The 18,773-nt window shown below is 67.0% G+C and carries 26 protein-coding genes; 9 read left to right on the plus strand and 17 right to left on the minus strand.

Translation table 11 applies throughout. The features are described 5' to 3' along the window. Window positions 1-27: 27 nt before the first annotated feature. The 6 genes from B4K74_RS08440 to B4K74_RS08465 form a co-directional block, all read right to left on the minus strand. Window positions 28-1,404, minus strand: a complete 1,377-nt coding sequence (locus tag B4K74_RS08440) for a PQQ-like beta-propeller repeat protein (protein WP_286692564.1) — start codon at window positions 1,402-1,404, stop codon at window positions 28-30. Window positions 1,405-1,427: 23 nt separating this feature from the next. Beyond that, window positions 1,428-2,207 carry a tetratricopeptide repeat protein gene (locus tag B4K74_RS08445; RefSeq protein WP_286692565.1) on the minus strand — a complete coding sequence of 260 codons (780 nt, stop codon included), beginning with the start codon at window positions 2,205-2,207 and terminating at the stop codon, window positions 1,428-1,430. Window positions 2,208-2,322: 115 nt separating this feature from the next. Beyond that, window positions 2,323-3,159, minus strand: coding sequence for a 3-methyl-2-oxobutanoate hydroxymethyltransferase (gene panB / locus B4K74_RS08450; protein ID WP_123286370.1), 837 nt, complete (start codon window positions 3,157-3,159; stop codon window positions 2,323-2,325). Window positions 3,160-3,238: 79 nt separating this feature from the next. Beyond that, window positions 3,239-3,658 carry a hypothetical protein gene (locus B4K74_RS08455; protein WP_123286369.1) on the minus strand — a complete coding sequence of 140 codons (420 nt, stop codon included), beginning with the start codon at window positions 3,656-3,658 and terminating at the stop codon, window positions 3,239-3,241. Then, a complete protein-coding gene (locus tag B4K74_RS08460; RefSeq protein ID WP_286692566.1) occupies window positions 3,648-4,208 on the minus strand; it encodes an RNA polymerase sigma factor in 561 nt (186 codons plus the stop codon). The genes B4K74_RS08455 and B4K74_RS08460 overlap by 11 nt, the downstream gene beginning before the upstream one ends. A 26-nt stretch (window positions 4,209-4,234) precedes the next feature. Beyond that, entirely contained in the window at window positions 4,235-4,636 is a 402-nt protein-coding gene (locus tag B4K74_RS08465) for a DUF6249 domain-containing protein (RefSeq protein WP_286692567.1), read from the minus strand. A 138-nt stretch (window positions 4,637-4,774) separates the two neighbouring features. Between B4K74_RS08465 and B4K74_RS08470 the strand changes: the two genes are divergently transcribed. Beyond that, window positions 4,775-5,590 (plus strand): endonuclease/exonuclease/phosphatase family protein, encoded by an 816-nt coding sequence (locus tag B4K74_RS08470; protein WP_286692568.1) that lies wholly within the window; start codon window positions 4,775-4,777, stop codon window positions 5,588-5,590. On the opposite strand, the gene B4K74_RS08475 is transcribed toward B4K74_RS08470, so the two are convergent. The 4 genes from B4K74_RS08475 to B4K74_RS08490 form a co-directional block, all read right to left on the minus strand. Beyond that, entirely contained in the window at window positions 5,577-5,876 is a 300-nt protein-coding gene (locus tag B4K74_RS08475) for a hypothetical protein (protein WP_286692569.1), read from the minus strand. The two genes, B4K74_RS08470 and B4K74_RS08475, sit on opposite strands and share 14 nt — an antisense overlap. Further along, window positions 5,863-6,405, minus strand: coding sequence for an RNA polymerase sigma factor (locus B4K74_RS08480; protein WP_286692570.1), 543 nt, complete (start codon window positions 6,403-6,405; stop codon window positions 5,863-5,865). Before B4K74_RS08480 ends, B4K74_RS08475 begins: the two co-directional genes overlap by 14 nt. Before the next feature lie 21 nt (window positions 6,406-6,426). Further along, window positions 6,427-6,852: a hypothetical protein gene (locus tag B4K74_RS08485; protein WP_286692571.1), complete on the minus strand. Its 426-nt coding sequence runs from the start codon at window positions 6,850-6,852 to the stop codon at window positions 6,427-6,429. Window positions 6,853-6,946: 94 nt separating this feature from the next. Further along, a complete protein-coding gene (locus B4K74_RS08490; RefSeq protein WP_286692572.1) occupies window positions 6,947-7,294 on the minus strand; it encodes an arsenate reductase in 348 nt (115 codons plus the stop codon). 121 nt (window positions 7,295-7,415) lie between these two features. On the opposite strand from B4K74_RS08490, the gene B4K74_RS08495 reads away from it, so the two are divergent. Further along, the gene (locus tag B4K74_RS08495) at window positions 7,416-7,907 is read left to right on the plus strand and encodes a VOC family protein (RefSeq protein ID WP_286692573.1); all 492 of its coding nucleotides are present in this window, start codon (window positions 7,416-7,418) and stop codon (window positions 7,905-7,907) included. On the opposite strand, the gene B4K74_RS08500 is transcribed toward B4K74_RS08495, so the two are convergent. After that, window positions 7,895-8,272, minus strand: a complete 378-nt coding sequence (locus tag B4K74_RS08500; RefSeq protein ID WP_286692574.1) for an ArsR/SmtB family transcription factor — start codon at window positions 8,270-8,272, stop codon at window positions 7,895-7,897. The genes B4K74_RS08495 and B4K74_RS08500 overlap by 13 nt on opposite strands. Before the next feature lie 75 nt (window positions 8,273-8,347). Here B4K74_RS08500 and B4K74_RS08505 point away from each other — a divergent pair, with 75 nt between their 5' ends. From B4K74_RS08505 to B4K74_RS08525, 5 genes are read left to right on the plus strand one after another with little or no spacing between them, the layout of a single operon-like run. After that, the gene (locus tag B4K74_RS08505; RefSeq protein ID WP_286692575.1) at window positions 8,348-9,295 is read left to right on the plus strand and encodes an MBL fold metallo-hydrolase; all 948 of its coding nucleotides are present in this window, start codon (window positions 8,348-8,350) and stop codon (window positions 9,293-9,295) included. A gap of 11 nt (window positions 9,296-9,306) precedes the next feature. Beyond that, window positions 9,307-9,735: a YeeE/YedE family protein gene (locus B4K74_RS08510; protein WP_286692576.1), complete on the plus strand. Its 429-nt coding sequence runs from the start codon at window positions 9,307-9,309 to the stop codon at window positions 9,733-9,735. Window position 9,736: 1 nt separating this feature from the next. Further along, window positions 9,737-10,153, plus strand: coding sequence for a DUF6691 family protein (locus tag B4K74_RS08515; RefSeq protein WP_286692577.1), 417 nt, complete (start codon window positions 9,737-9,739; stop codon window positions 10,151-10,153). A 28-nt stretch (window positions 10,154-10,181) separates the two neighbouring features. Beyond that, window positions 10,182-10,589: a TIGR01244 family sulfur transferase gene (locus B4K74_RS08520; protein ID WP_286692578.1), complete on the plus strand. Its 408-nt coding sequence runs from the start codon at window positions 10,182-10,184 to the stop codon at window positions 10,587-10,589. A gap of 10 nt (window positions 10,590-10,599) precedes the next feature. Continuing rightward, the gene (locus B4K74_RS08525) at window positions 10,600-11,394 is read left to right on the plus strand and encodes a sulfite exporter TauE/SafE family protein (RefSeq protein ID WP_286692579.1); all 795 of its coding nucleotides are present in this window, start codon (window positions 10,600-10,602) and stop codon (window positions 11,392-11,394) included. 4 nt (window positions 11,395-11,398) lie between these two features. Here B4K74_RS08525 and guaA read toward each other — a convergent pair whose 3' ends face one another. Genes guaA through guaB form a run of 5 tightly spaced genes read right to left on the minus strand, consistent with a single transcriptional unit; the run spans window position 11,399 to window position 16,793 of the window. Beyond that, entirely contained in the window at window positions 11,399-12,958 is a 1,560-nt protein-coding gene (gene guaA, locus B4K74_RS08530) for a glutamine-hydrolyzing GMP synthase (protein WP_286692580.1), read from the minus strand. After that, the gene (locus tag B4K74_RS08535; protein ID WP_286692581.1) at window positions 12,955-13,656 is read right to left on the minus strand and encodes a 5'-methylthioadenosine/S-adenosylhomocysteine nucleosidase; all 702 of its coding nucleotides are present in this window, start codon (window positions 13,654-13,656) and stop codon (window positions 12,955-12,957) included. Before B4K74_RS08535 ends, guaA begins: the two co-directional genes overlap by 4 nt. Continuing rightward, on the minus strand, window positions 13,653-14,912 hold the full coding sequence (locus B4K74_RS08540) for an RsmB/NOP family class I SAM-dependent RNA methyltransferase (protein ID WP_286692582.1): 1,260 nt from the start codon (window positions 14,910-14,912) through the stop codon (window positions 13,653-13,655). The genes B4K74_RS08535 and B4K74_RS08540 overlap by 4 nt, the downstream gene beginning before the upstream one ends. Window positions 14,913-14,921: 9 nt before the next feature. Next, a complete protein-coding gene (locus B4K74_RS08545; RefSeq protein WP_311716493.1) occupies window positions 14,922-15,320 on the minus strand; it encodes an MAPEG family protein in 399 nt (132 codons plus the stop codon). Between the two features lie 15 nt (window positions 15,321-15,335). Continuing rightward, the gene (gene guaB / locus B4K74_RS08550) at window positions 15,336-16,793 is read right to left on the minus strand and encodes an IMP dehydrogenase (RefSeq protein WP_286692583.1); all 1,458 of its coding nucleotides are present in this window, start codon (window positions 16,791-16,793) and stop codon (window positions 15,336-15,338) included. Between the two features lie 142 nt (window positions 16,794-16,935). Here guaB and B4K74_RS08555 point away from each other — a divergent pair, with 142 nt between their 5' ends. After that, complete coding sequence (locus B4K74_RS08555) at window positions 16,936-17,484, plus strand: DUF2061 domain-containing protein (RefSeq protein ID WP_286692584.1); 549 nt, start codon at window positions 16,936-16,938, stop codon at window positions 17,482-17,484. A gap of 12 nt (window positions 17,485-17,496) precedes the next feature. Here B4K74_RS08555 and B4K74_RS08560 read toward each other — a convergent pair whose 3' ends face one another. Then, window positions 17,497-18,216 (minus strand): RlmE family RNA methyltransferase, encoded by a 720-nt coding sequence (locus B4K74_RS08560; protein WP_286692585.1) that lies wholly within the window; start codon window positions 18,214-18,216, stop codon window positions 17,497-17,499. Window positions 18,217-18,280: 64 nt separating this feature from the next. Here B4K74_RS08560 and B4K74_RS08565 point away from each other — a divergent pair, with 64 nt between their 5' ends. Continuing rightward, window positions 18,281-18,745 carry a peptidylprolyl isomerase gene (locus B4K74_RS08565; RefSeq protein WP_286692586.1) on the plus strand — a complete coding sequence of 155 codons (465 nt, stop codon included), beginning with the start codon at window positions 18,281-18,283 and terminating at the stop codon, window positions 18,743-18,745. Window positions 18,746-18,773: the final 28 nt, after the last annotated feature.

An 18,773-nucleotide genomic window follows, 5' to 3' on the forward strand; every position in this document is an offset into this window, starting at 1 on the left:
GTGTTTCTCTTGTAGCCGAAAGGCGGATCAGCGGACGCTGATCACCTCACCGCGATCCGTGACGACCAGAATGGCCCCGTTGAAAGCCGTCGGCGCCACATAGGATGCCGCCCCGAGGTTCAGGGTCGAGATGACCTCGCCCGTCTTGGGGTTCAGCCCCACCAGCTCGCCATCGGAGTTGGTCAGCACCAGACGGTTGGACGCCAGCAGCGGCCCCGACCACGACGGACGCACCGTGCGATCAAAAAAGCCGAAGAAGCCGCCCTCCTGACGCACCCGGCCCTCGTTCAGGTCCTTGGTCCAGTAGACCTGACCCGTCTCGCGGTTCAGCACGCTAAGCTCGCCCGCCTTGGACACGATATAGACCACGTCGCCGACCGGCAGCGGCGCGTTGACGGCGGCGACTGGCACCTGCCAGCGGGCCTCGCCCGTGCGGACATCCATCGACGCCAGCACACCGGAATGGCTGGCCGCATAGACGAAGCCACGGCTGATCACCGGGCGACCGGCGACGTCCCGGATTTCCGAGAGGGCGCTGGTGCGGGTCGTGCGCGACAGTTCTTCTTGCCAGACCGGCTGGCCCGTGGTGGCGCGAAAGGCAAAGACCTCGCCCGACGACATGGGGGCGATCACCGTATCCCCGGTGATGGCCGGGCTGGAAGCCCGCATGATCCGCGCGGGCTCGACGATGCCACGGTACGACCACTCAACCGAGCCGGTGTTCACGTCGAACGCAATGACCTGGTTGTCCAGATCCACGACATAGACCCGCGATCCGGCCACAGTCGGGGCGCCGTGGATCGGCACATCGACGGGCGTCTGCCACAGCATGGCACCGCTGGTCTGGTCAAAGGCCGTCATGGTGCGATAGCCGGACGAGACGAACACCTTGCCGCCGCCCAGGGCGACGCCACCACCAAAGCCACCACCCTCGCGGACCTCGGGCTTGACCGAGGCGCGCCAGATCACCGATCCGGTCTGGGCGTCCATCGCCGTGACCGTGTCCTCGCCGTCCAGGGCGAAGATGCGACCGTTCTCGGCCACGGCCGGGGACATCACCTGGCGGGTCCGGGCCGAGCCTGCCCCGATGTTGCGCCGCCAGGCGATGGTGAAGTCAGCACCCGCAATCACATGCTCGACCGCATTCTCGGCATTGCCGCCCGGCATCGGCCAGGACACGGCGGCCTGCGGACCGGGGATGAAGAAGTCACGCCCCGCCAGCGCCGGCGACGGCACCATGGCCTGATCGAACTCCAGTACCGACAGACGCTCGCCTTGCGAGGCGACCGGCCCCGCATCCGGCGAGCGGCCGAGGCTGAACGGCAACAGATTGCTGACGGTCCCGCAGGCGGTGACGGACAGGGCCGCGCCACAGACGAGCAGCGTTCTGGCGAACCGGTTCATAGACATACTCCTGAACGTGGACGTCATTCGGCGGGGGCCGGTTGGGCCGACGCCGGTGCCTGGGCTTGTGCCTCAGGCGAAGCGCCCGCTTCTTGCGGCGAGACCACCTCCGGAGGGGCCTTCTGGGCGGCAAGGGTGCCGGGCAGCGAGCCGAGCGTGCCACCGTCGATCATGGCGATCGCGGCCTGGGCGCGCTGGCGAACCGTGTCGGGCACGTCCTGTCCCAGTTGCAGCTGAACGAAGGTCGCGCGGGCCTCGGTGTTCTTACCGAACTGCAGCTGGGCCATGGCCATCGCTTCAAGCGCCTGGGGCCGGAACGGGCGACCTTCGCGGGTCAGCGGCGTCAGGCGTCCCTCGATGTCCTCATAGGTAGCGTCGGTGTCCATCACCAGCAGGGCGGCCTTGAACGCCGAGGAGTCGGACAGCAGCGGATCGCCGACCGCCCTGGCCGACTGGTCCAGCAGTTCGATGGCTTCGTCGACACGGTTGGCGGCCAAGGCCAGACCGGCGCGCTGGGCCAGGGCCATGGACTTGTAGGCGCCGTTGCCCTCGCGCTCGGCTTCAGCAAAGGCGGACTCGGCAGCGGCCAGGTCATTGGTCTGCAGGGCCTCGATGCCCCGCTCATAGGCGACGGACGCATTGGCGGCGCGCGAGGTCTGGTACGACTGCCAGCCCCACCAGCCCAGCGCCGCAATCAGGGCCAGCACCAGGATGCCGCCCACCACGGGCAGCCACGTTCTGGCCAGTCGCTTATAGCGGTCGGAGCGAAGCTCCTCCTCGACCTGCTCGAAGATATCCGTCACGAAAAAGCACGCCCCAAGTCGTTAATCTGAGTTCGGCGCGACCCTAGACCATTTTCGGCCCGGGTCGAGACGCCCCCATTGAAAAAGCGCATAATCTGTCCGCAACGAAAAACCGCTACGACGCGACCGGCTTGCGCGAGAAATAGGTCTCGACTTCGGCAGGAAAACGGCGGGCACGAACATCTTCGGCATAGCTTGCCACGCCGGACAGGATATGGCCCCGCATATCGCCATACCGGCGCACGAATTTGGGCGTCCAGTCGAACAGGCCCAGCATGTCCGGCGTCACCAGAATCTGGCCATCACACTCGGCCGAGGCCCCGATCCCGACGGTCGGCACAGTGATGGCGCGGGTGATCTCGCCGGCCAGACCTTCGGCCACACCCTCGATCACCACGGCAAAGGCCCCGGCGTCGGCGGTAGCCTCCGCCTCGGCCATGACGCGCAGGCGCTCGTCCTCGGTCTTGCCCTTGGCCTTGAACCCCCCCTCGGTGAGCACCGCCTGGGGCCTGAGTCCCACATGCCCCATCACCGGAATGCCGCGCTCCACCAGATAGGCGATGGTCTGGGGCACGGTCGGGCCGCTTTCCAGCTTGACCCCCTGCGCCCCGGTTTCCTTCATCACGCGGGCACAGTTCTGATAGGCCAGTTCCTTGCCGCCTTCGTAGCTGCCGAACGGCATGTCGACGACGACCATGGCCCGTTTCGCCCCGCGCATGACGGCCTGCCCGTGCAGGATCATCATCTCCAGCGTCACGCCGACCGTATTGGGCAGGCCGTGCACCACCATGCCCACGCTGTCGCCGACCAGCAGCAGGTCGCAATGCTCGTCCAGCAGCGCCGCCGTCGGCGCGTCATAGGCGGTCAGGCAGACCAGCGGCTCCTTGCCCTTGCGGGACTGGATATCCGGCGCGGCAAGGCGACGGACGGTTTCCTGTTTCTGGCTGGACATGGTCGGCTCCGGGACAGCTTTCGCATTGCAGCATAACCGCCCCGGGGGACCACGTCACCCGCAGGCCGTGGCGTCCGGCTCAGACGTCCTGCGACAGGCGCACCACGCCGGCCAGCGCCAGGGCCGCCACGGCCGCCGCCGCGATCCAGAACATCTGCATACTGCCCAGACCGCCCAGAGCCAGATCCGCCACGCCCCAGCGCTCCAGCGCCGCCTGAAGGGCCGAGGCCACATCCAGATTGATCGACTGGCCCGCCGCCTGCGCCGCGTCCACGCCCGGCAGGGCCTCGGCGCCGCCCAGATCCATGTCGAGGGTCAGCATCTCGCGCAGGGCCACGACCCCGCCGATCGCACCCGCAATCCCCAGACCGACCGCGCGGAAGCGAGCGCCACTCTGCAGGCGGGCGTCCAGATCGGCCACGAACAGGGCCGTGTCCGGCATCGGCGGCGTCCGGTCAAAGGCGCGCTCGATGAAGGGATCGAATTCATCAACCGACATGCGAGTCCCTCCTTGTTTCGCCAGCCCCGGGATTGAGTATCTGGCGGAGTTTATCCAGACCACGTTTGACATGAGACTTCACCGTTCCAAGCGGCAGATTTAGGGCAGCAGCGATCTCCGGATGGGTCATCCCGGCCCCGTGGCCGAGCGACACACACAGGCGTTCCGCCTCGCTCAGGGTCTGCAGGGCCGCGTCCAGGTCGAACCGGCCAAGGGGATCGACACTCGACACCTGATCTTCTGCCGAATCTTCCGAAACATAGCGCGCCTCTTTCTCGCGTCGTTTGAGATAGAGGCGCGCGGCGATACGCTTGACCCAGGCCGCGAAGGTGCCCTCGCCCCGGAACTCGGTGCACCGCTCATAGGCCAGGATGAAGGCATCCTGGGCGATGTCATCGGCGAGAGAGGGCTGGGCCCCCATCCGCCGCAGTAGGGCCCGCACGGTCGACGAATGCCGCCGCACCAGTTCGCCGAACGCCCGCCGGTCGCTGGCCGCGGCCAGGGCGGCCAGCTCCACATCGTGCCGGTCGGACAGGCCGGGTTGGGTCATGGTCGTGTCCCCCTTCGATCCCGACCTCAGTCCCTGTTCTTGTTGAAGAAGCTCAGGATCAGGAAGGCCAGACCGATGGTCGCCGGAATGACGGCAAAGGCCAGCATACCGTCGCCAACATGGTCGCTCCACTCGCGCTCGCCCAGATTATTGATCAAGCTGAAGGCGGCGATGCCGATACCGACGGCCAGCCAGATGATGCCGCGGCGGATGTCCTTGGTGCGTGACGGCAGGTTCTTGGTGATGTCCTTGCTCAGCGCCTCGATCACTTCGGGCGGCAGGGGCTGGCCCTTGTCGATGGCGGTGCGAACCGTCGTCTGGATCTCCCGACGCTCGCGACTCTTCAGATAGCTGGGGCCGACAACGATCGCCACGATAGCGGCGAAGATGGTCCCGACGATGAAAATGGCGACGATGCCCTCGTCCATGGTTTGATCCTCTCAAGCGGCCTGAAACAGAATGTTCCCGGCTTCTATGGGGGAAGAGGCGCCGACAGGGTTGAACAGATGCGTCGCCCCGGGTGAAATCTTCGTAAGGTTGCCGCCGGCCGTACGGAGTATCGCGTCATGACCACCCGCCGTCGTCTGCTGGCCGCCCTCCCCGCCCTGTCGCTCGCCGCCTGCGCGACGGGCCGATCCGGTGGCTACGCCTCCGGCCTGACGGTCGCCACCTTCAACATCTGGCACGACCAGGGCGACTGGCCCGCGCGCCTGCCGCTGATCGAGGCCACCTTGCGAGCCGCCGACGCCGACGTCATCGGCCTGCAGGAAGTGCTCCAGAACGGCGACGCCCTGCCCAATCAGGCCCGGACGCTGGCCGACCGGCTGGGCATGCAGATGGTCTTCAGCTCGGTCGATGCCGAGGATCAGCCGCGCCGTTATGGCAATGCCCTGCTCACCCGTCTGCCGATCCTCGACGATGACTCGATCCGGCTGGAGCCGCTCGACGACTACCGCACCGCCCAGCGCATCCGCTGCCGCAGGGCCGACGGCACGGTGATCGACATCGCCAATACCCATTTCCACCACACGCCCGACGGCGGCGCCATTCGCGCCCGCCAGATCGCACACCTGCTGGACTGGCTGCCCGACGACGGCACACCGCTGATCCTGATGGGGGATCTGAACGCGCCGCTGGACAACCCCGAGATGGCCCCGCTGCGCGCCCGCTTTTCCGAGGCCCTGTGGACCCTGCATCCCGATCAGGCCGACCGCACCACGCTCAACACTGCGCTCGGCCACCGCTCGGTGCAGATCGACCATATCCTGTATGAGGCCGCAGCCTTCACCCCGGTCGAGGCCGCGATTGTTGGCGATCAGCCGGTCGGCGAGGTGTGGCCCTCCGACCACTTCGCCAAGGTCACGCGCTTCAGGACGGCCTGAACCGCCGCACCAGCAGGCCCGCCGTCACCAGTGTCAGCGCCGCCACCCCGCCGATCATGCCAACCTGTTCGGCCAGTGGCGCCAGCGCAGGCCCCATGACCCTCAGCACCGGCAGGGCAAACACGGTCAACAGACAGGCCACCAGCACCCACGGCAGCAGCGCCAGTTGGCTCATCCAGAAACGGCGGCGCGCCAGGCGCTCGGCCACGGCCAGCTCAAAGGTCGCATCACGCGGCCCGGGAGTTCCGGCCGCGAGGAAGGCTTTCAGTGTGTCATCCGGCGTCATGGGCGCCTCCCAGAACTGACAGAAGCCGGGCCCGACCTCTGCTGACGTGAGACTTGACCGTCCCGAGCGGCAGATTCAAGGCCGTGGCCGCCTCGGCATGCGACCAGTCCTGCGCCAGACACAGCAGCACACAGGCCCGCTCCGGCGGCGACAGGCCGCACAGGGCCCGGTCCAGCGACAGGGCGTCCTCGGGCTGGACGCCCGCCGGCACCCCCTGCCCCTCCAGCCAGGCCAGATCCCGGGCCGAACCCCGGCGTGTCGAGCGGATGCGGCTGAACGCCTTGCGCCAGGCGATGCCCATCAGCCAGGTGCGAAAGCCCTCGGCCCGCTTCAGCTCCGACAGCCGTTGCCAGGCGATCACCAGCGCTTCCTGCGCCAGATCGTCGGCCTCGGCCCAGCCGCCGCCCATCAGCGGCCGCAGAAACCCGCGCAGTGCCGCCTGATGCCGCTCGACCAGACGCGAAAAGGCCGCGTCCGACCCGGAACGGGCGGCCGCGACCAGTTCGGCATCGGATCGGGTGTCGATCACAGCCCTGCCCCGACACGGACCTCAGGATCGGTTGCTTCGCCGCCGTCCCAGCTTCATCAGGCCGGACACGAGGCAGGCCACGCCAACGGCCCCCAGTACCATGGCCACGATCAGAAAGGCGTCCGACTGGCCGTACATATTCGTCCAGCTGGCATAGCCGAACCCTGCCGCCAGCAAGCCCATCAGCACCACGGTGAACCAGGTGCCGTCGTCACCCCCGCTACTCGAGCCGGTTGCCCCGCTCCACATCTCGCTCTCGGAATCGATAGGCTTGTCCAGCACGCGCAGCAGCGCCTCGGGCGGCTCCTGCCCCTTGTCAGCATAGGTCTTCAGCAACTTCAGCGTCTCGCGCTGTTTGCGATAGTTCAGCCAACTGGAAAAGCCGCCGAACACGAACCACGCCATCGGGAACAGCAACCACCAGTACGAACGAAACAGGTCTTCCATCTCTCGATCTCCGCATCGGGCTCGTCGACAATCGACGGACCGGTTATGGTGTAGTCGTCACCCTGCGGCGGTTTGGATGCAGGGGCGCGCGACGTTATCCGAGCGCGGCGTTCCATTCCTCCGGCTTGAACCCGACCAGCAGAACCTCGCCCGCCTCCAGCACAGGTCGCTTGATCATCGAGGGCTGGGCCAGCATCAGGGCCACGGCCTTGTCAGAATCCAGATCGGCCTTGTCCGCCTCAGGCAGTTTGCGAAACGTCGTCCCGGCCCGGTTCAGCAGCTTTTCCCAGCCGACCCGCCCGACCCAGCCCCGCAGCCGCGCCTCCTCGACTCCCGCCTTCTTGTAGTCGTGGAAGGTGTAGGGGTGCCCTTCCCCCTCCATCCACACTCGCGCCTTCTTGACCGTGTCGCAGTTCGGAATGCCGTAGAGGATGGCGGTCATGGGAGGTCTCCAGAGAATCGCTTGAGCCCGATCCTGCCGACACAGTCCCTCGAGGGCCACCGCTTGCATTTAACTTATTGGTTTAATATAGTCGTCGCCACACCCCACTGGAGGACCCGCCATGACCTATGCCGATCCGAAATGTCGCCTGATCCCCTGCCTGTGGTTCGACCATCAGGGCGAGGAGGCCGCCAACTTCTATGTCTCGCTGCTACCTGACTCGCGCATCGATCACGTGACCCGCGCGCCGGACGACTATCCGGGTGGAAAGGCGGGTCAGGCGCTGGAGATCCAGTTCACCCTCGCCGGTCAGCCGTACTCGGCGCTCAACGGCGGGCCCTATTTCACCTTTACCGAAGCCATTTCCCTTCAGGTGATCTGCGACGATCAGGCCGAACTGGACCGGTTGTACGCGGCCCTGTCGGTTGTGCCCGAGGCCGAACAGTGCGGCTGGCTGAAGGACAAGTACGGCCTGTCCTGGCAACTGATTCCGCGGTCCATGCCGGCCATGCTGTCCGATCCGGATACGGCAAGGGCCAAGCGGGTCTTTCACGCCATGATGGAGATGAAGCGGCTCGACCTCGCCGCGCTCGAGGCCGCCTACTCCGACTGATCGTCGCCTGGCACGGCACAGAAGATGTCGTGGAGCATACCCATCAGGGCCTGCACCCGCGCATCGGCAATGGAATAGTAGATCGAGCGCGACTCCCGCCGGGTCTTGACCAGACCGGCCTGACGCAGCTCGGCCAGTTGCTGCGACAGGCCCGGCTGCTTCAGTCCCAGGTCGCGTTCCATCTCGCCGACCGCCCGCTCCTGATGCACAACGTGGCACAGGATCAGCAGACGCGTGGGATTGGCCATCTGCCGAAGCAGGTCGGCGGCCTCCGGGGCCTTGGCCTTCAGACGGACCATGGCCTGTACGTCAGGCAAGGGAAGGGTCTCGGCGCTCATGGCGTCCATATGGGGAGGCTGCGTCATCACGTCCAGATAATTACACACTTGCCGTAATTATGAAACTGTTTATATCGGGTCTCCACAGCACGGAGACTTCTGATGTCCGCGACCTCCCCCTCCCCCGACACCGCCAGAGACCATGCCGCCTCCGTGATCAGCGCGGCCCTCGCCGATCCGCGACAGCGCCCCGTGCTCAAATCCTTCTTCGACGACGCCACCTTTACCGTCAGCCACGTCGTGCATGACCCGGCGACGAAGAAGGCGGCCCTGATCGACAGCGTGCTCGACTTTGACCCGCCGTCGGGCCGCACCTCCCACGCCTCGGCCGATGCTCTCATCGCTTACGTCGAGGCCGAGAACCTGACCATCGAATGGCTGCTGGAAACCCACGCCCACGCCGACCACCTGTCGGCCGCCCCTTATCTTCAGGAAAAGCTGGGCGGACGTCTGGCCATCGGCCATGAAATCCTGACCGTCCAGGACGTGTTCGGGAAAATCTTCAACGAAGGCACCGAATTCCGCCGCGACGGCAGCCAATTCGACCAGCTTTTCAACGACGGCGACCGCTTCACCGTGGGCTCGCTCGAGGCCACCGTCCTGCATGTACCCGGTCACACCCCCGCCTGTCTGGCCTATGTGATCGGCGATGCGGTCTTCCCGGGCGACACCCTGTTCATGCCCGACTATGGCACCGCCCGTTGCGACTTCCCCGGCGGCGACGCCCGCACCCTCTATCGCTCGATCCATCGGCTGCTCAGCCTGCCGGACGAGGCGCGGGTGTTCCTGTGCCACGATTACAAGGCGCCCCCGGGCCGCACCGAGTTCGCCTGGGAAACCACGATCGGGGCCGAGCGCACCGGCAATATCCACGTGCGCGAAGGCATCAGCGAGGACGAGTTCGTCACCATGCGCACCCAGAGGGACGCGACCCTGGCCATGCCCCGGCTGATCTTGCCGTCGGTTCAGGTCAATATGAACGGCGGCCGCCCGCCCGAGCCGGAATCGAACGGCACCCGCTACCTCAAGCTGCCCCTCAACACCCTTTAGGACCCGAGCTTATGGAGCCCATCTCCTATATCTGGCCGCTGACCGGCGGCTTGCTGGTCGGCGCTTCGGCTGGCCTGTTCCTGCTGATGCATGGCCGCGTGGCCGGTATTTCGGGCCTGATGGCCAGTGGCCTGCGTCTGGGCGGCAGCGGCCCTCGCGGGCTCAGCCTCGGCTTCCTCGGCGGTCTGCTGGGCGGGGCCCTGCTGGCCGGTCTGGTGATCCGCACGCCCGAGGTCATCGTCACCTCCAGCCTCCCGCTGTTGATCGTCGGCGGTCTGCTGGTCGGATTCGGCACACGCTGGGGGTCCGGTTGCACCAGCGGTCACGGCGTCTGCGGTCTCGCCCGGCTGTCACCGCGTTCGCTGGCGGCGACCGCCCTGTTCATGGCGACCGCGGCCCTGACCGTCTTCGTCACCCGCCATCTGACGGGGATGATCTGAGATGCGTCTGCTCATCGCCATTGTCTGCGGCGTCCTGTTCGGCGCCGGCATGATCGTCTCCGACATGGTCAATCCCGCCCGCGTCCTGGCCTTTCTGGACGTGACCGGTGACTGGGACCCCTCGCTCGCCTTCGTCATGGGCGGCGCCCTGATCCCGTCCGGGCTGGCTTATCTGATCCACCGGCGGATGCACGCCCCCGTACTGGCTGACGAGTTCCGGGTGCCGACCAGCCGCCGGATCGACCGCCCCCTGATCGGCGGCGCCATCCTGTTCGGCCTCGGCTGGGGGCTGGTCGGCCTGTGCCCCGGCCCGGCGCTGGCCGCCCTGACCACCGCCAGCTGGCAGGCCGCGATCTTCGTCGTCGCCATGCTGGCCGGCATGACACTGTTCCGCTTCACTGCAGGCCGCTCGGCCTGACGCAACAAGACAATCAACGGAGGACATCATGGCCGGACGCCCGCTTGACGAGGGTCTCAGCACCTCACCCCAGATCGCACCGGAAGAGGTAGCCATCGTCGCCGCCGCCGGTTTCCGCGCGATCATCTCCAACCGCCCCGACGGCGAGGAGCCCGGTCAGCCCAGCGCGGCAGACATGAAGGCCGCTGCCGAAAAGCACGGCCTCGCCTTCCGCCACATCCCCGTCACCGGCGCCGGCATCGGCCCGGAGGACGTCGCAGCCATGGCCGACGCCCTCGACACCCTGCCCGGCCCGATTTTCGGCTTCTGTCGCAGCGGCACCCGGACTGCCATGCTGTGGGCGCTGTCCAGGGCGCCGTCCTCGGACCCCGACACCCTGATCGCCGCCGCGCGCGACGCCGGCTATGACCTGTCGGGCCTGCGTCCCCGGCTCTAAGGAGTCCCGCGTGGACCTTTCCCTCTTGCAGTACGGGCTCGGCGCGGCCGCCGGGGCGCTGGTCGGCTTTTCCCTCGGCCTCGTCGGCGGAGGTGGCTCAATCCTGGCCGTGCCCCTGATCGTCTATCTGGTCGGAGTGAAGGAGCCGCATCTGGCGATCGGCACCAGCGCGCTGGCGGTGGCCGCCAATGCCGCGCTCAATCTGATCCCCCACGCGCGTCACGGCACGATCAAATGGAAGATCGCCGGCCTGTTTGCTGCGGCCGGGGTCGTGGGTGCCATGCTGGGCTCGACCCTGGGCAAGGCCGTGGGCGGCCAGAAGCTGCTGGCCCTGTTCGCCGTGCTGATGGTGATCGTCGGCGTGCTGATGCTGCGCGGCCGCAAGGGCGACGGCGACCCGGATGTCACCCTGACCTCCGGCAATGCACCCAAACTGGTCGCCACCGGCACCGCCACCGGCATCCTGTCCGGCTTCTTCGGCATCGGCGGCGGCTTCCTGATCGTGCCCAGCCTGATGTACGCCACACGCATGCCGATCTTCTATGCGGTCGGTTCATCGCTGGTCGGCGTCACCGCCTTCGGGCTGACCACGGCGGCCAACTATGCCCTGTCCGGCTGGGTCGACTGGCCCTTGGCGGGGGTCTTCATCGGTGGCGGTCTGGTCGGTGGACTGATCGGCGCAGGCCTCGCAAAGACCCTCTCGACCCACAAGGGCGCGCTCAACACCGTCTTCGCCACCCTGATCTTCGTCGTCGCCGCCTATATGCTGTACCGCAGCGCCGGCGCGTTGGGGCTGATCGGGTAGGAGCTCACTCCCACTCGATCGTGCCCGGGGGCTTGGACGTCACATCATAGACCACGCGGTTCACGCCACGCACTTCGTTGACGATCCGCGTCGCGGTCTTGCCCAGGACGTCCCACGGGAACTCGAAGAAGTCCGCTGTCATGCCGTCGGTCGAGGTGACGGCGCGCAGGGCCAGCACCTTCTCATAGGTCCGGGCGTCGCCCATCACCCCGACCGTCTTGACCGGCAGCAGCACGGCGAACGCCTGCCAGATGTCATCGTACAGGCCCGCCTTGCGGATTTCGTCCAGATAGATGGCGTCGGCCTCCTGCAGGGTCGCGACGGCGTCCGGCGTGATTTCGCCGGGGATGCGGATGGCCAGACCCGGCCCGGGAAAGGGATGGCGGCCGACGAAAGCATCGCTCAGGCCCAGTTCGCGGCCCAGCGCCCGCACCTCGTCCTTGAACAGTTCGCGCAGCGGCTCGACCAGCTTCAGCTTCATATAGTCCGGCAGCCCCCCGACATTGTGGTGGCTCTTGATCACATGGGCCTTGCCGCTCGACGAGGACACGCTCTCGATCACATCGGGATACAGAGTCCCCTGGGCCAGGAATTCGGCGCCCTCGATCTTGCTCGACTCCCGGTCGAAGATTTCGATGAAGACCCGTCCGATGATCTTGCGCTTGGTCTCAGGGTCCGCCTGTCCGGCCAGTTCGCCGAGGAATTCCTTCGACGCATCCACTTGGATCAGCGGGATGTTATAGTGCTCCCGGAACAGGGTCGTTACCTGTTTGGCCTCATCCTTGCGCAGCAGGCCGGTGTCGACGAACACACAGGTCAGCTGGTCGCCGATCGCCTCATGGATCAGCACCGCCGCGACCGAACTGTCGACCCCGCCCGACAGGCCGCAGATCACCTTGGCGTCGCCGACCTGTTCGCGGATCTGGGCGATCTTCTCCTCGCGATAGGCCGCCATGGTCCAGTCGCCCTTCAGCCCGGCGATGCCGTGGGTGAAGTTCTTCAGCATCCGGTCGCCGCGCGGCGTGTGCATCACCTCGGGGTGGAACTGGATGCCGTAGAAGCGCCGCGCCTCGTCCCCGATCACCGCATAGGGCGAGCCGGGCGAGGTCGCGATCACATCAAAGCCCTCGGGGATGGCGACGATCTTGTCGCCGTGGCTCATCCAGACCGGCTCGTCCTCGCCGACGCCCGCCAACCCATCCAGCAGGGGCGAAGCCTTTTGCACGGTGATCTCGGCGCGACCGAATTCGCGGGTATGGCCGCCCTCGACCTTGCCACCCAGCTGCTCGCACATGGTCATCTCGCCATAGCAGATGCCCAGCACCGGAACGCCCGCCTCGAACACCGCCTGCGGCGCGCGCGGACTGCCCTCTTCGTGCACGCTCTCGGGCCCGCCCGACAGGATGATCGCCGCCGGGTTCATCGCCGCCATCGCGGCCTCGGCCTTCTGGAACGGATGGATCTCGCAATAGACCTTCGCCTCGCGCAGCCGCCGCGCGATCAGCTGCGTCACCTGACTGCCGAAATCGACGATCAGGACTTTCTGGTGTTCGGGCTGGCTCATGCGATCGGTTCCGGGGCGGCAGGTTGGGCGGGGTCTAGTCGGTCAGGTGCCGAACGATCAAGGGCGGCGGGGCCGTGCGCTTCCAGCACAGCCACCAGCCGGTCCCAGACGTTCGCAAGGTTTTCATCGACGTGATGCAGGGTGGACGTCCAGTCCTCCAGCGCCTTCAGCTCGGCCCGACCGTCCGACACCCCGCGCAGGGCGACCAGCGGCACATCGAACGTCTGCGCCGCCCGCACCAGCGCCCAGGTTTCCATATCGACCATCTCGGCACCGATGGCGTCATAGCCTGCGCCCGACACCACATCGGCGCCGGTCGACAGGGTCGCGGTCGGCACGCCAGGGATCGGGCACGGCAGCGGCAAAGTCGCCGGCAGGTCCGACAGCGGCGTCACCCCCTTCGGAAATCCCAGCGCGCTCGCGTCCATGTCGCGGTACTCGACCGAGTGCGCCTGATAGACCGCCGCATGCTCCAGCGTCCGCGATCCGCAGGACCCCAGCGACACGATCAGATCAGGCCGCTCACCCTTCGCCTCCAACCGGGCCAGGGCCGCCGTCAGAGCGACTGCGGCCTCAACGGGACCGATGCCGGTCATCAGCGGCTGGATGCGCGCCCGCAGATCCGCGCCATACTCGGCCAGTGCCGCCATGACCGGAAGCACCGTGACCGCGCCATAGCGTTCCAGCCGTGCCGTCATTCTCCTCGCTCATAGGCGGCAAAGAAGAAGCCGTCGGTCCCGGTCGAGCCGGGCGACAGCCGCACCCGCGCCTGCGGGCCCTCGGCCCACGGGGGTGTCACCGGCACCGGCCGGAAACCGGGGTTGGCCGCCTCGAACGCATCGAGGCTGGCCTCATTCTCGCGGGTCAGCAGCGAACAGGTCACATAGACCAGCCGCCCGCCGACCTTCACCAATTTGGCCGCCTGCCCCATGATCCGGACCTGCAGGGCGTGCAGCCGCTCGACCTCGTCCGGCTTCAGCCGCCAGGCCTCTTCCGGATGCCGCCGCAGCGTGCCCGAGCCCGAGCACGGCGCATCGACGAACACCAGATCGGCCTCGCCGTTCAGGGCCTCGGCCCCGCCACCGTTCTGGCCCAGCAGCCCCAGCTCGGCCTCGACCCCGGCCCGCGCCAGACGCGGCTGGATGTTGTCCAGCCGCTTTTGCACCACATCACAGGCGACCAGCCGGCCCCTGCCCTGCATGGCCTGGGCCAGCGCCAGCGTCTTGCCGCCGCCGCCCGCGCAATAGTCCACGACCGTCATCTCCGGCCGGGCATCCGCCAGCCAGGTCACCACCTGACTGCCCTCGTCCTGAACCTCAAAGCGTCCGGCCTTGAAGCCCTCCAGCGCCTGAATGTTGGGCGGCGGCTCCGACGTCAGGCGCAGTCCCCACGGCGACCAGGGCATGGGCTCGGGTGACAGGCCGGCGGCGCGCAGCTCGGCTTCGACATCCTCGACCGTGGCCACGGCGCCGTTGATGCGCAGGTCGATCGGCGCGCGCGGCGCCATCAGGGCGTGGGCTTCAGCGGCCCAGCCCTCGCCAAAGGTCGCCTTCAGATCCTCGACCACGAATTCGGGCAGGCCCGCCTCGACCCAGCCGGGCAGCTCGCTGTCCTTGATCGCCAGCCGTCCGCGCTCGTGTTTCGACAGCGGCCCCGGGCCATAGCCCTCGCCCGTGTGCAGCGCCTCGATCTCTTCCAGCGACAGACCGTCCAGTGTGGCCAGCGACCCGATCACCAGCGCCCGCCCGTCCTCGCGTCCGCCCATGATCCACGACAGACGTCCGCGCGCACGCAGGACCTTATAGACCCGGTCGGCGATCGCCTTGCGGTCCTTGGACCCGGCATAGCGGTTCTGCTGGCCCCAGGCCTTGACCACCACCTCGGCCGGTTGGCGTCCCTGGGCGATGGAGTCCAGGATGGAGGCGGCGGCGGCGAGACGGGCAGCAGGGGTCATTCAGCTCTTTCAGACAAACAGGGCGGCGATGATCATGACCAGACCGGCCAGGCCACCCATCCACACCAGACTGCGCACATAGGGCACGCCAAAGGCATAGAGCGGCACATAAAGGAGACGCGCCGCCAGATAGAGGTGAGCGCCCCACGCCGTCAGCTCACCGGTCTTGTCGGCCACCACCGCCATCAGCACAGCAGCGATGAACAGCGGCAGGGTCTCGAGCAGATTGTCCTGCGCCCGCTTCAACCGTCCGGCCAGCTTGCCCGGAGGCGGCGGATTGCCGTCGCGCGGCCCGGCATTCCACTTGCCGCCCAGCTCGGCGGTACGCGCAGCACCCGCGGCCAGAATCTGGACCAGCGCCAGCACCAGTGTGGCGGCCAGTACGATAAACTCAGGCGTCATATCCATGGCCGAAACCCTCCCCTAGCCCTGCCGATAGTTGGGCGCTTCACGCGTGATCATCACGTCATGGACGTGACTTTCCCGCAGGCCCGCATTGGTGATGCGCACGAACCGGGCGCGCTTCTGATACTCGTCAATGGTCGCCGCCCCGACATAGCCCATGGCGGCACGCAGGCCCCCGACCATCTGATGAAGCACCGGCGAGATCGGCCCCTTGTAAGGCGTCTGTCCCTCGATACCCTCGGGCACCAGCTTTTCGGACGAGACCTCTTTCTGGAAGTAGCGGTCTGCCGAGCCACGGGCCATGGCCCCGACCGAGCCCATGCCGCGATACGACTTGTAGGACCGGCCCTGGTACAGGAACACCTCGCCCGGGCTTTCGTCGGTGCCCGCGAACATCGAGCCCATCATGGCCACGCTCGCCCCGGCCGCAATGGCCTTGGCCAGGTCGCCCGAATATTTGATGCCGCCGTCGGCGATCACCGGCACGCCCGTGCCCATCGCCGCGCGCGCCGACTCCATAATGGCGGTCAGCTGCGGCACGCCGACGCCGGCCACGATCCGCGTGGTACAGATGCTGCCCGGCCCGATCCCGACCTTGACCGCATCAGCCCCGGCATCGATCAAGGCGCGCGCGCCGTCATAGGTGGCGACGTTTCCGGCCACGATCTGCACCCGGTTGGTCTCGCGCTTGATGCGTTCCACCGCCCGCGACACCTGCACCGAATGGCCATGCGCCGTATCGATCACGATCACATCGACGCCTGCCTCCGCCAGCGCCAGTGACCGCTCATAGCCATTGTCACCAACGGTCGAAGCCGCACCGACCAGCAGCCGTCCCTGATCGTCCTTGGCGGCGTGCGGGTGGGCCTGGGCCTTTTCGATGTCCTTCATGGTGATCAGGCCGGTGGCGCGCATGTCGCCGTCGACCACGATCACCCGCTCGATCTTGCGCTCGCGCAGGATGGCGATGGCCTCATCGCGCCCCGTCCCTTCCGGCACCGTGTACAGCGGCTCACGCGTCATCAGCTCGGCCGCCTTGCGATCCGGAGAGGTATCGAACCGCATATCGCGGTTGGTCAGCATACCGACCAGCCGGCCCGTCTCGCGGTCCACCACCGGAAAGCCCGAGATCTTTTTCCGCGCCACGATGTCGCGCACCTCGCCCAGGGTCGTGTCCGGGTGAATGGTCACCGGATTGATGACCATGCCGCTTTCATAGCGCTTCACCACGCGCACCTGTTCGGCCTGCTCCTCGACCGTCAGATTGCGATGCAGCACGCCCAGACCGCCCGCCTGCGCCATCGCAATGGCCAGCCGGCTTTCGGTCACCGTGTCCATGGCCGAGGACACCAGCGGGATGTTCAGCGTCAGGCTACGCGTCAGCCGTGTCGAGACATCCGTCTCGGCGGGCATGACCTCGGACTCTGCGGGTTCGAGCAAAACATCATCGAAGGTTAGGCCTTCGCGTATCTCCATGAGGAGTCTCCGTTTTGCGGGCCGCGTATAGCGGTGAGCGCCCCGACTCGGCAAGGGGCAATCGTGTCCGCCCTGCGCCTTATGGCCACGATAGAATTTATGTCGTTGCAACCGTTGCTGATCCCAACCATTTTCCGGGGCGATGGTGCGACTGATCCTCAACACGGCGCGCAGCCTGGCGCTCAAGATCGCCAGCTATGGCGTGATGCACCTGGTGGTGGCCATTCTGGTCGCCTATGCCCTGACCCGCGACTGGCGGCTGGCGCTGGCGGTCGGCATGGTCGAGCCCTTCTTCCAGACCATCGCCTATTCGATCCACGACCGCGTCTGGCACCGGATTGAGCGCCGCAAGCGACTGACCCGGTTCGAGGAAACGGCCGAGGCCTTCACCGCCCGTCTGGAACTGATGGACGCCCGCGAACAGACCCGCTCGCACGGACACGCGGGCCACAGCCACGCCCTGCCGAGCTCGTTCAAACAGATTGCCATCAAGACCCTGACCTATGGCCTGATGCATTTCGTGGTGGCCGTGGCCGTCGCCTATGCCATCACCCGCGACATCGGCATCGCCCTGGCCATCGGCATCGTCGAGCCGCTGGTCCAGACGCTGTTCTTCACGGTTCACGACCGTATCTGGAACCGGATCGAGGCCCGCCGCGCCAAAAAGTCCAAGGATCTGGCCGCGGCCTGATTCCCGACCCGCTCAGCGCGGCCGGTGCCGGTTCATCGCCACCAGAAACACCTCGGCGCTGTCCTTCCGGCTGGACGCCGGCTTGACGTATTTCACCGTCTCGAACTCGGCCCGCAGCCGGGCCAGTACGCCGCCGGCATCACCGCCCTGAAAGTTCTTCGACACGAAATGCCCGCCCGGCTTCAGGGTGCGAATGGCAAAGTCGGCGGCGATCTCGATCAGGGCGATGATCTTCAAATGGTCGGTCTGGCGGTGGCCAACGGTGTTGTGCGCCATGTCCGACAGGACCAGATCGGGCGCCCCGCCCAATAGGTCGATCATCTGCTGGTCGACCCCCGCGTGCGTAAAGTCGGCCTGGATCATGGTGGCCCCGGGCACCGGCTCGACCGGCAGCAGGTCGACACCCACCACGGCGCCCGCGCCGCGCTTGACCGCCACCTGGGCCCAGCCGCCCGGCGCTGCGCCCAGATCGATGACCCGCGACCCCGGCTTGATCAGGTGAAACCGGTCGTCGATCTCCAGCAGTTTGAAAGCCGCCCGGCTGCGCCAGCCCTCGGCCCGCGCCCGCTCCGACCATTTGTCGGCCAGCTGCCGCTTGATCCACTGCTGGCTGGACATGGACTTGTCGTCCGCGGTCTTCATCTTGGTCCCCATGCCCCGGCCCGCAGCGGTGCCCGCCGTCGGCAGACGCACCATCTTGCGACGGGGGGGAGACTTTTCATCTTCACTCATGACACCCGACATAGCGCCCCACGCGTTCAGCCGCTATGACCCCGCCACGACAAAAGGAGCCCGTATGACTGAACAGACCCTCACCTTCACGCTCGACACCGGCAATGACACCGGCGGTGACGTTGTTATTCGCCTGCGCCCGGACCTGGCGCCCGGCCATGTCGCCCGTATCACCGAACTGGCCAGCGAAGGCTTTTACGACGGCGTGGTCTTCCACCGCGTCATCCCCGGCTTCATGGCCCAGGGCGGCGATCCGACCGGCACCGGCACCTCGGGCTCGAAAAAGCCGAACCTGAAGGCCGAGTTCTCGGCCGAGCCGCACGTGCGCGGTGTCTGCTCGATGGCCCGTACCAACGACCCGAACAGCGCCAACAGCCAGTTCTTCATCTGCCTGGACGACGCCACCTTCCTCGACCGGCAGTACACTGTCTGGGGCGTGGTCGAGTCGGGCATGGAACACGTCGATGCCCTGCCCAAGGGCGAGCCGCCGCGCGCCCCCGGCAAGATCGTCAAGGCGACGGTCAGCTGATCTGAGACACCGCGACCGGGCGGGGTGA

This window comes from Brevundimonas sp. UBA2503 (assembly GCF_002341485.1).
Taxonomy (GTDB): Bacteria; Pseudomonadota; Alphaproteobacteria; order Caulobacterales; family Caulobacteraceae; genus Brevundimonas; species Brevundimonas halotolerans.

Coding starts and splice junctions, on each gene's coding strand:
- B4K74_RS08465 (WP_286692567.1), bottom strand. CDS start 4,636: ATGGACGAGGGCATCGTCGCCATTTTCATCGTCGGGACCATCTTCGCC.
- B4K74_RS08565 (WP_286692586.1), top strand. CDS start 18,281: ATGACTGAACAGACCCTCACCTTCACGCTCGACACCGGCAATGACACC.
- B4K74_RS08500 (WP_286692574.1), bottom strand. CDS start 8,272: ATGACGCAGCCTCCCCATATGGACGCCATGAGCGCCGAGACCCTTCCC.
- B4K74_RS08440 (WP_286692564.1), bottom strand. CDS start 1,404: ATGAACCGGTTCGCCAGAACGCTGCTCGTCTGTGGCGCGGCCCTGTCC.
- B4K74_RS08460 (WP_286692566.1), bottom strand. CDS start 4,208: ATGACCCAACCCGGCCTGTCCGACCGGCACGATGTGGAGCTGGCCGCC.
- B4K74_RS08510 (WP_286692576.1), top strand. CDS start 9,307: ATGGAGCCCATCTCCTATATCTGGCCGCTGACCGGCGGCTTGCTGGTC.
- B4K74_RS08545 (WP_311716493.1), bottom strand. CDS start 15,320: ATGGATATGACGCCTGAGTTTATCGTACTGGCCGCCACACTGGTGCTG.
- B4K74_RS08520 (WP_286692578.1), top strand. CDS start 10,182: ATGGCCGGACGCCCGCTTGACGAGGGTCTCAGCACCTCACCCCAGATC.
- B4K74_RS08540 (WP_286692582.1), bottom strand. CDS start 14,912: ATGACCCCTGCTGCCCGTCTCGCCGCCGCCGCCTCCATCCTGGACTCC.
- B4K74_RS08485 (WP_286692571.1), bottom strand. CDS start 6,852: ATGGAAGACCTGTTTCGTTCGTACTGGTGGTTGCTGTTCCCGATGGCG.
- B4K74_RS08560 (WP_286692585.1), bottom strand. CDS start 18,216: ATGAGTGAAGATGAAAAGTCTCCCCCCCGTCGCAAGATGGTGCGTCTG.
- guaA (WP_286692580.1), bottom strand. CDS start 12,958: ATGAGCCAGCCCGAACACCAGAAAGTCCTGATCGTCGATTTCGGCAGT.
- B4K74_RS08495 (WP_286692573.1), top strand. CDS start 7,416: ATGACCTATGCCGATCCGAAATGTCGCCTGATCCCCTGCCTGTGGTTC.
- B4K74_RS08455 (WP_123286369.1), bottom strand. CDS start 3,658: ATGTCGGTTGATGAATTCGATCCCTTCATCGAGCGCGCCTTTGACCGG.
- B4K74_RS08505 (WP_286692575.1), top strand. CDS start 8,348: ATGTCCGCGACCTCCCCCTCCCCCGACACCGCCAGAGACCATGCCGCC.
- guaB (WP_286692583.1), bottom strand. CDS start 16,793: ATGGAGATACGCGAAGGCCTAACCTTCGATGATGTTTTGCTCGAACCC.
- B4K74_RS08535 (WP_286692581.1), bottom strand. CDS start 13,656: ATGACGGCACGGCTGGAACGCTATGGCGCGGTCACGGTGCTTCCGGTC.
- B4K74_RS08515 (WP_286692577.1), top strand. CDS start 9,737: ATGCGTCTGCTCATCGCCATTGTCTGCGGCGTCCTGTTCGGCGCCGGC.
- B4K74_RS08490 (WP_286692572.1), bottom strand. CDS start 7,294: ATGACCGCCATCCTCTACGGCATTCCGAACTGCGACACGGTCAAGAAG.
- B4K74_RS08470 (WP_286692568.1), top strand. CDS start 4,775: ATGACCACCCGCCGTCGTCTGCTGGCCGCCCTCCCCGCCCTGTCGCTC.
- B4K74_RS08475 (WP_286692569.1), bottom strand. CDS start 5,876: ATGACGCCGGATGACACACTGAAAGCCTTCCTCGCGGCCGGAACTCCC.
- B4K74_RS08555 (WP_286692584.1), top strand. CDS start 16,936: ATGGTGCGACTGATCCTCAACACGGCGCGCAGCCTGGCGCTCAAGATC.
- panB (WP_123286370.1), bottom strand. CDS start 3,159: ATGTCCAGCCAGAAACAGGAAACCGTCCGTCGCCTTGCCGCGCCGGAT.